5 protein-coding genes are annotated in these 8,872 nt (G+C 70.7%); all 5 read left to right on the plus strand.

Going from position 1 to position 8,872, the window contains the following annotated elements; all coding sequences use genetic code 11:
- The first annotated feature begins 45 nt into the window (after window positions 1-45).
- The 5 genes from ABZX30_RS31780 to serA all read left to right on the plus strand — a co-directional run bounded on the left by ABZX30_RS31780 (window position 46) and on the right by serA (window position 8,748).
- Window positions 46-3,093, plus strand: coding sequence for an EAL domain-containing protein (locus ABZX30_RS31780; RefSeq protein WP_355939855.1), 3,048 nt, complete (start codon window positions 46-48; stop codon window positions 3,091-3,093).
- A 249-nt stretch (window positions 3,094-3,342) separates the two neighbouring features.
- Entirely contained in the window at window positions 3,343-5,217 is a 1,875-nt protein-coding gene (locus tag ABZX30_RS31785) for an acetolactate synthase large subunit (protein ID WP_355939858.1), read from the plus strand.
- 29 nt (window positions 5,218-5,246) lie between these two features.
- Window positions 5,247-5,771 (plus strand): acetolactate synthase small subunit, encoded by a 525-nt coding sequence (ilvN, locus tag ABZX30_RS31790; protein WP_355939861.1) that lies wholly within the window; start codon window positions 5,247-5,249, stop codon window positions 5,769-5,771.
- A gap of 129 nt (window positions 5,772-5,900) precedes the next feature.
- On the plus strand, window positions 5,901-6,899 hold the full coding sequence (ilvC, locus tag ABZX30_RS31795; protein WP_355939864.1) for a ketol-acid reductoisomerase: 999 nt from the start codon (window positions 5,901-5,903) through the stop codon (window positions 6,897-6,899).
- A gap of 259 nt (window positions 6,900-7,158) precedes the next feature.
- On the plus strand, window positions 7,159-8,748 hold the full coding sequence (gene serA / locus ABZX30_RS31800; protein ID WP_355939867.1) for a phosphoglycerate dehydrogenase: 1,590 nt from the start codon (window positions 7,159-7,161) through the stop codon (window positions 8,746-8,748).
- Window positions 8,749-8,872 lie beyond the last annotated feature (124 nt).

Raw genomic sequence — 8,872 nt, forward strand, 5'->3', positions numbered from 1 at the left:
CAGTCACCACCACACCAGCCACCACCCGCGGACCGGGAGGGCTCGGTGAGCCCCGCGCCCGTGACGACCCTCGACACGGGGCTGCGCCCGCAGCGCCCGTCGGGGGCGCTGCTGTCCCGTCCGCCGGTCTCCGGCGACGGCTCACGGCTGGTCCACCAGCTGGCCCTGGCCCTGATCTGCGCGGGCTACGCCGTCGGTTCCGCGCTCGGCTGGGGCTCTGACGAAGTCGCGCTGTTCATGGGCGACTTCGGACTGACCGCCGCGGCCGGCACCGCCGCCGTCTCCTGCTTCCTCTACGCCCGCAGTCCCCGGGTCCGCTTTCGATCCGCCTGGCTGCTGTTCGCCCTCTCGTCGGCGATGGCGGCCCTCGGCAACGCGGTCTGGGGGTGGTACGAGGTGGTGCTGGGCCAGGCCGTGCCCAGTCCCAGCTACGCCGACCTGTTCTTCCTCTGCTTCGCGCCACCCGCCATCGTGGGGCTGCTGGTCCTCGCCAAGCGCCCGGTGACCAAGGCGGGCTGGATCTGTCTGGCGCTGGACGCCTGGCTGATCGGCGGCTCGCTGCTCACCCTGTCGTGGAGCCTGGCGCTCGCGCAGGCGGCCCGGTTCGACGGGCCGAGCGTGGCACACGCCGCCCTGTCGCTGGCGTACCCGCTGCTCGACATCGCGCTCGTCAGCATGGTGCTCGCTCTGCACTTCAGGCGCACACGGGGCAACCGCACGGCGGTGAACACCGCCATCGGCGCGCTCGCCCTCACCGTGATGTGCGACGCGCTGTTCACCTCGCCGCTGCTGCACAGCAGCTACCACTCGGGCCAGTTGCTCGACGCGGGCTGGTTCGCCGGCTCCCTGCTCCTGGCGTACGCACCCTGGGCCGCTCCCCGGCACCAGGGTCAGCACAACGCCGAGCCGGACCGGTGCGCCGCGGACGGCCACACGCGTGTGGTCCACGAGCACGTGCCCGGCCGGCGCGGCGGCGGCCACCACCAGGCGCCCGCGTCCCCTCCCGGGCCCGCCCCGGGGGCTGATCACAGCCGGTACCCGGCCGGCCCGCCCCTGACCGGCTCCCTGGCCGCGCTCACCCCGTACCTGGCCGCGGCCGTGTGCACGCTGGGCATCCTGTACAACGTCCTCGACGGCCGCAGCCCCGACCACGTGGTGCTCGTCACCGCCGGCTGCGTGGTGCTGGCGCTCGTCGTGCGCCAGGGCATCATGCTCCTGGACAACATCACCCTCACCCAGGAACTGGCCCAGAAGGAGAACCACTTCCGCTCCCTGGTGCAGGGCTCCAGCGACGTCATCATGATCGCCGCGCCCAACGGCATCCTGCGGTACGTCTCCCCGGCCGCCGCCGGGGTCTACGGACGGCCCGCCGAGGATCTGGTGGGCACCGAACTGGCCGCTCTCATCCACCCGGAGGACCTGGGCTGCGTGGTGCACGAGGTGCGCCGCTTCCTCGCCGCCAGCCCGATCGAGGAACCCACCACCCGCATCGAGTGCCGCTTCCGCTCCGGCGGGGGAGGCTGGCTCAACGTCGAGTCCACCGTCAACCGCCACCACGGCGGCCTCATCTTCAACAGCCGGGACGTGACCGAGCGGGTGCGGCTGCAGGCGCAGCTCCAGCACAACGCCGAGCACGACCCGCTCACCGACCTGCCCAACCGCTCCCTGTTCACCAAGCGCGTGCAGCAGGCCCTGTCCGGCCGCCGCGCCTCCGACCGGGGCGACCGTCTGTGCGGCACGGCCGTCCTCTTCATCGACCTGGACGGATTCAAGGCCGTCAACGACACGATCGGGCACCAGGCCGGGGACGAGCTGCTCGTCCAGGCCGCCCGCAGACTCCAGGACGCGGTCCGGCACGGGGACACCGCGTCCCGGCTGGGCGGCGACGAGTTCGCGGCCCTGATCGTCGGGGACGGCACCCATGACCGTGCCGCCCGGGAGCGGAACATCCTGGAGCTCGCCGACCGCCTCAGGGTGACCCTCTCCCAGCCGTACCTCATCGACGGCAACGACGTCCGGGTCAACGCCTCCATCGGCGTCGCCTTCGCCGAACCCGGCCTCGGCGCGGGCGAGCTGCTGCGCAACGCCGACCTCGCGATGTACCGCGCGAAGGCGGCCGGGAAGGGCCGCGTCGAGCTGTACAAGCCCCAGATGCAGCAGGACGTCGTACGCAAGGCGGAACTGGCCACGCGGCTGCGTGCCGCGCTGCACGACGGCGAGTTCGCGCTGCTGCACCAACCGGTGGTGTGCCTGGAGAACGGCCGGATCACATCGGTCTCCGCACAGGCACGCTGGCGTTCCTCCCAAGGGGTGCTCTTCACCCCGGCGGAGTTCCTGCGGGTGGCCGAGGACAGCGACAAGACCTCGGAACTCGGCCGCTGGATCACCGAGGAGGCCGTCGTGCGGGCCGCCGAGCGGGCCGCGACCGGGCTCACCGTGCCCGTGTCCGTCCGGATGAGCGCCCGCCGGCTGCTGGACCGCTCCCAGCCGCCCGGCTCGGTGGAAGCCCTTCTCACCCGGCACGGGCTGTCCCCCGGCTCGCTGATCCTCGAACTGTCCGACATCGATCCCCGGGTCGGCCTGGACGAGCTGGAGCGGCGCCTGACCGCCCTCAGCCGGCTCGGTGTCCGGATCGCGCTGGACGGCTTCGGCAGCGGCTGCGCGGCGATCACGGCACTGCGCAGACTCCCGGTCGACCTACTGAAACTCGACCGCGGCCTGGTCGAGGGTGTCGTGGAGTCGGCGCGGCTGCACAAGATCACAAGCGGGCTGCTGCGCATCGCCAACGACCTCGGACTGCAGTCCGTGGCCGAGGGCGTGGACCTGCCCGAGCAGGTCACGGCGCTGCGCGCGATGGGCTGCACGCACGGGACGGGCATGGCCTTCTCCGGGCCGCTGGACGAGTACCGGCTGCGCAGGGCTCTCGGATCCGGCCACTATCCGCTTCCGCACGCACCGGCCGAGCCGGCACCGGCCTTCGCGGGCGGTGCCGCGGGGGTGTACACCAGTGGTGTCACCGGCGGTGTCTCCGCGGTCTTCGGAGGCGGCAGTGTCCTACGCTCACATAATGAGACTCCCGTCCCACCAACTTGACACGTGGTGCGCGCCGGGGGGAGGGTCAGTGCCATGCGCACCCGAATTCTCGTACTTGGACAGCGCGTCGGCTGAGCTGGGGCCCACCGGAGGACGATCCGGAAACCCCAGCGACCCTCGCCGGCGCGCTCCCCTCGCTTGCCTTACGGCACGAGGGGTTTTTTGTTGCACGGGCACCTGCCGTACAGCAGCCGTACACCGCACGAACCTCGCAAAAACCCTCGCAAAAACCTCAGCATCGAGAAGAGAATGCCGATGACCGAGCAGGCCACCGGGGCCCACCATCCGCAGCCGCGGCCCCGTTCCGGAGGACAGCAGCCCACCCCCGTCGAGCACGTCACGGGTGCGCAGTCCCTCATCCGCTCTCTCGAGGAGGTCGGGGCCGACACGGTATTCGGTATCCCCGGCGGTGCGATCCTTCCGGCGTACGACCCGCTGATGGACTCCACCCGGGTCCGCCACGTCCTGGTCCGGCACGAGCAGGGCGCCGGCCACGCGGCCACCGGTTACGCGCAGGCCACCGGCAAGGTGGGCGTCTGCATGGCGACCTCCGGCCCGGGTGCGACGAACCTGGTCACCCCGATCGCCGACGCGCACATGGACTCGGTGCCGCTCGTGGCGATCACCGGCCAGGTGGCGTCCAAGGCGATCGGTACGGACGCCTTCCAGGAGGCGGACATCGTCGGCATCACCATGCCGATCACCAAGCACAACTTCCTCGTCACCAAGGCCGACGACATCCCGCGGACGATCGCCGAGGCCTTCCACATCGCCTCCACCGGCCGTCCCGGCCCGGTCCTGGTCGACATCGCCAAGGACGCCCTCCAGGCGAGGACCACCTTCCAGTGGCCGCCCGCCACGGACCTGCCCGGCTACCGCCCGGTGACCAAGCCGCACGCCAAGCAGATCCGCGAGGCCGCCAAGCTGATCACCGCCGCCAGGCGGCCCGTCCTCTACGTCGGCGGCGGGGTCCTCAAGGCCCACGCCACCGCCGAGCTCAAGGTCCTCGCCGAGCTCACCGGAGCGCCCGTCACCACCACCCTGATGGCGCTCGGCGCGTTCCCCGACAGCCACCCGCTGCACGTGGGAATGCCGGGCATGCACGGTTCGGTCACCGCCGTCACCGCGCTGCAGAAGGCCGACCTGATCGTCGCCCTCGGAGCCCGCTTCGACGACCGCGTCACCGGCAAGCTGGACAGCTTCGCCCCGTACGCCAAGATCGTCCACGCCGACATCGACCCCGCCGAGATCGGCAAGAACCGCGCCGCCGACGTGCCGATCGTCGGGGACGCCCGCGAGGTCATCGCCGACCTGATCCAGGCGGTGCAGAAGGAGCACAGCGAGGGCCAGCAGGGCGAGGCCGCCGAGACCAGGTACGCGGCATGGTGGAAGGACCTGAACCGCTGGCGCGAGACCTATCCGCTCGGCTACGACCAGCCCGAGGACGGCTCCCTGTCCCCGCAGCAGGTCATCGAGCGCATTGGGCGGCTCGCGCCGGAGGGCACGATCTTCGCGGCGGGCGTCGGCCAGCACCAGATGTGGTCCGCGCACTTCATCCAGTACGAGAAGCCCGCCACCTGGCTGAACTCGGGCGGCGCGGGGACGATGGGCTACGCGGTGCCCGCCGCCATGGGCGCCAAGGCCGGGCAGCCGGACCGGGCCGTCTGGGCGATCGACGGCGACGGCTGCTTCCAGATGACCAACCAGGAGCTCACCACCTGTGCCCTGAACAACATCCCGATCAAGGTCGCCATCATCAACAACGGCGCCCTCGGGATGGTCCGCCAGTGGCAGACCCTGTTCTACAACCAGCGGTACTCCAACACCGTGCTGCACTCGGGACCGGGCGCCGAGCCCAAGGGCCCGAGCGCGGGCACCCGCGTCCCCGACTTCGTGAAGCTGTCGGAGGCCATGGGCTGCCACGCGATCCGCTGCGAGTCCCCCGAGGACCTCGACAAGGTCATCGAAGAGGCGAACTCCATCAACGACCGTCCGGTCGTGGTCGACTTCATCGTCCACGAGGACGCGATGGTCTGGCCGATGGTCGCCGCGGGCACCTCCAACGACGAGATCATGGCCGCCCGGGACGTCCGCCCGGACTTCGGCGACAACGAAGACGACTGAGCCGGGAAGAGCGAAGAGGAAGACCAGACATGTCCAAGCACACGCTCTCCGTCCTGGTGGAGAACACGCCCGGCATCCTCGCCCGGATCGCCGCCCTGTTCTCCCGCCGCGGCTTCAACATCGACTCGCTCGCCGTCGGCGTCACCGAGCACCCCGACATCTCCCGCATCACCATCGTGGTGCAGGTCGAGGACCTGCCCCTGGAGCAGGTGACCAAGCAGCTCAACAAGCTGGTCAACGTGCTGAAGATCGTCGAGCTGGAGCCCCAGCACGCGGTCCAGCGCGAACTCGTCCTGGTGAAGGTGCGCGCCGACAACGAGACCCGCTCCCAGATCGTCGAGATCGTCCAGCTCTTCCGCGCCAAGACCGTCGACGTCTCCCCGGACGCCGTGACGATCGAGGCCACCGGCAGCGGCGACAAGCTGTCGGCCATGCTCAAGATGCTGGAGCCGTTCGGCATCAAGGAGCTGGTCCAGTCCGGCACGATCGCCATCGGCCGCGGCGCCCGCTCGATCACGGACCGGTCGCTGCGCGCACTCGACCGTTCCGCGTGACCCGCGTTCGGGCGGTCGGGTGACACCGGCCGCCCGTATGCCGCTCGCATCGCGAGACCCCGAATCCTGTCTGACGCCCGCCGTCATACGGTGGGACGCACAACCTGTACACCAAGGAGAGAACCCAAAGTGGCCGAGCTGTTCTACGACGCTGACGCCGACCTGTCCATCATCCAGGGCCGCAAGGTCGCGGTCATCGGCTACGGCAGCCAGGGCCACGCCCATGCGCTGTCGCTGCGCGACTCGGGTGTCGACGTGCGGGTCGGTCTGCACGAGGGCTCCAAGTCCAAGGCCAAGGCCGAGGAGCAGGGGCTGCGCGTGGTGACGCCCTCCGAGGCCGCCGCCGAGGCCGACGTCATCATGATCCTGGTGCCGGACCCGATCCAGGCCCAGGTCTACGAGGAGCACATCGCCCCGAACCTGAACGACGGCGACGCGCTGTTCTTCGGCCACGGCTTCAACATCCGCTTCGGCTTCATCAAGCCCCCGGCCGGCGTGGACGTCTGCATGGTCGCCCCGAAGGGCCCGGGCCACCTGGTCCGCCGCCAGTACGAGGAGGGCCGCGGCGTGCCCTGCATCGCCGCCGTCGAGCAGGACGCCTCCGGCAATGCCTTCGCGCTCGCCCTGTCGTACGCCAAGGGCATCGGCGGCACCCGCGCCGGCGTCATCAAGACCACCTTCACCGAGGAGACCGAGACCGACCTGTTCGGTGAGCAGGCCGTCCTCTGCGGTGGCACCGCGGCGCTGGTCAAGGCGGGCTTCGAGACGCTGACCGAGGCCGGCTACCAGCCGGAGATCGCCTACTTCGAGTGCCTGCACGAGCTGAAGCTGATCGTGGACCTCATGTACGAGGGTGGCCTGGAGAAGATGCGCTGGTCCATCTCCGAGACCGCCGAGTGGGGCGACTACGTCACCGGCCCGCGCATCATCACCGACGCCACCAAGGCCGAGATGAAGCAGGTCCTCGCCGAGATCCAGGACGGTACGTTCGCCCAGCAGTGGATGGACGAGTACCACGGTGGCCTGAAGAAGTACAACGAGTACAAGCAGCAGGACTCCGAGCACCTGCTGGAGACCACCGGCAAGCAGCTCCGCAAGCTGATGAGCTGGGTGAACGAGGAGGCGTAGGCTTCCGGTGGGGCCGGAGCGGACAGCTCCGGCCCCTTGGCCCTGCTTTGGCCATACCGTCCTGCCACGGACGGGTGATCCTTCCGCAGAGGCGCAAGACACCCCCTGCCACGCCACTACACTGCTGCAGAACACGCGTCAGGCCCACAGCGTCGTGCGTCTTCCGCGGCTAAGCGACCCCGAGAAATTTCCGGTGCGCTCCCCTCCACCGCCTGCGGCCGTCGGGACGGCCGTCCGCATTGGACTTGTGAGGACCCACGTGAGCTCGAAACCCGTCGTACTCATCGCTGAAGAGCTTTCGCCCGCGACCGTCGACGCGCTCGGCCCGGACTTCGAGATCCGGCACTGCAACGGCGCCGACCGAGCCGAACTGCTGCCCGCCATCGCCGATGTGGACGCGATCCTGATCCGCTCCGCCACCAAGGTCGATGCCGAGGCGATCGCCGCCGCGAACAAGCTGAAGGTCGTCGCGCGAGCCGGCGTCGGCCTGGACAACGTGGACGTCTCCGCCGCCACCAAGGCCGGCGTGATGGTCGTCAACGCCCCCACCTCCAACATCGTGACCGCCGCCGAGCTGGCCTGCGGTCTCCTCGTCGCCACCGCCCGCCACATTCCGCAGGCCAACGCCGCGCTGAAGAACGGGGAGTGGAAGCGCAGCAAGTACACCGGTGTGGAGCTCGCCGAGAAGACCCTCGGTGTGGTGGGCCTCGGCCGCATCGGCGCGCTCGTCGCGCAGCGCATGTCCGCCTTCGGGATGAAGGTCGTCGCCTACGACCCCTACATCCAGCCCGCGCGGGCCGCGCAGATGGGCGTCAAGGTGCTGTCGCTCGACGAGCTGCTCGAGGTCTCCGACTTCATCACCGTGCACCTGCCCAAGACGCCCGAGACCCTCGGTCTGATCGGTGAGGAGGCGCTGCGCAAGGTCAAGCCGTCGGTGCGGATCGTCAACGCCGCGCGCGGCGGCATCGTCGACGAGGAGGCGCTGTACTCCGCCCTGAAGGAGGGCCGCGTCGCCGGCGCCGGCCTGGACGTGTACGCCAAGGAGCCGTGCACCGACTCCCCGCTGTTCCAGTTCGACCAGGTGGTGTGCACCCCGCACCTCGGCGCGTCGACCGACGAGGCGCAGGAGAAGGCCGGCATCGCCGTCGCCCGCTCCGTCCGTCTCGCCCTCGCCGGTGAGCTGGTGCCGGACGCGGTCAACGTCCAGGGCGGTGTGATCGCCGAGGACGTCAAGCCGGGCCTGCCGCTCGCCGAGCGTCTCGGCCGGATCTTCACCGCGCTCGCGGGCGAGGTCGCGGTCCGCCTCGACGTCGAGGTGTACGGCGAGATCACCCAGCACGACGTGAAGGTGCTGGAGCTGTCCGCGCTCAAGGGCGTCTTCGAGGACGTCGTCGATGAGACCGTCTCGTACGTCAACGCCCCGCTGTTCGCGCAGGAGCGCGGCGTCGAGGTGCGCCTGACCACCAGCTCCGAGTCGGCCGACCACCGCAACGTGGTCACCGTGCGCGGCACGCTCGCCGACGGCGAGGAGGTGTCGGTCTCCGGCACCCTGGCCGGCCCGAAGCACCTGCAGAAGATCGTCGCCGTCGGGGACTACGACGTCGACCTGGCCCTCGCCGAGCACATGGTCGTCCTGCGGTACGAGGACCGGCCGGGCGTCGTCGGCACCGTCGGCCGGATCCTCGGCGAGGCCGGCATCAACATCGCCGGCATGCAGGTCGCCCGCTCGGCGGCCGGCGGCGAGGCGCTGGCCGTGCTGACCGTCGACGACACGGTGGGCTCCGGCGTGCTGGCCGAGGTCGCGGAGGAGATCGGCGCCACGTCGGCCCGCTCCGTGAACCTCGTCTGACCCGGACACAGCGGTACGAGAGCGCCGGGGGGGGGGGGTGACCACCCCCCCCCGCCGGCGGGGGGGTGGGGCGCCGCCGAACGCGGGCCCCCGGTGCCGCGGCGGCGGCCCCCCGGCACGCCCC

This window comes from Streptomyces sp. NPDC004542 (assembly GCF_040610035.1).
Classification (GTDB): Bacteria; Actinomycetota; Actinomycetes; order Streptomycetales; family Streptomycetaceae; genus Streptomyces.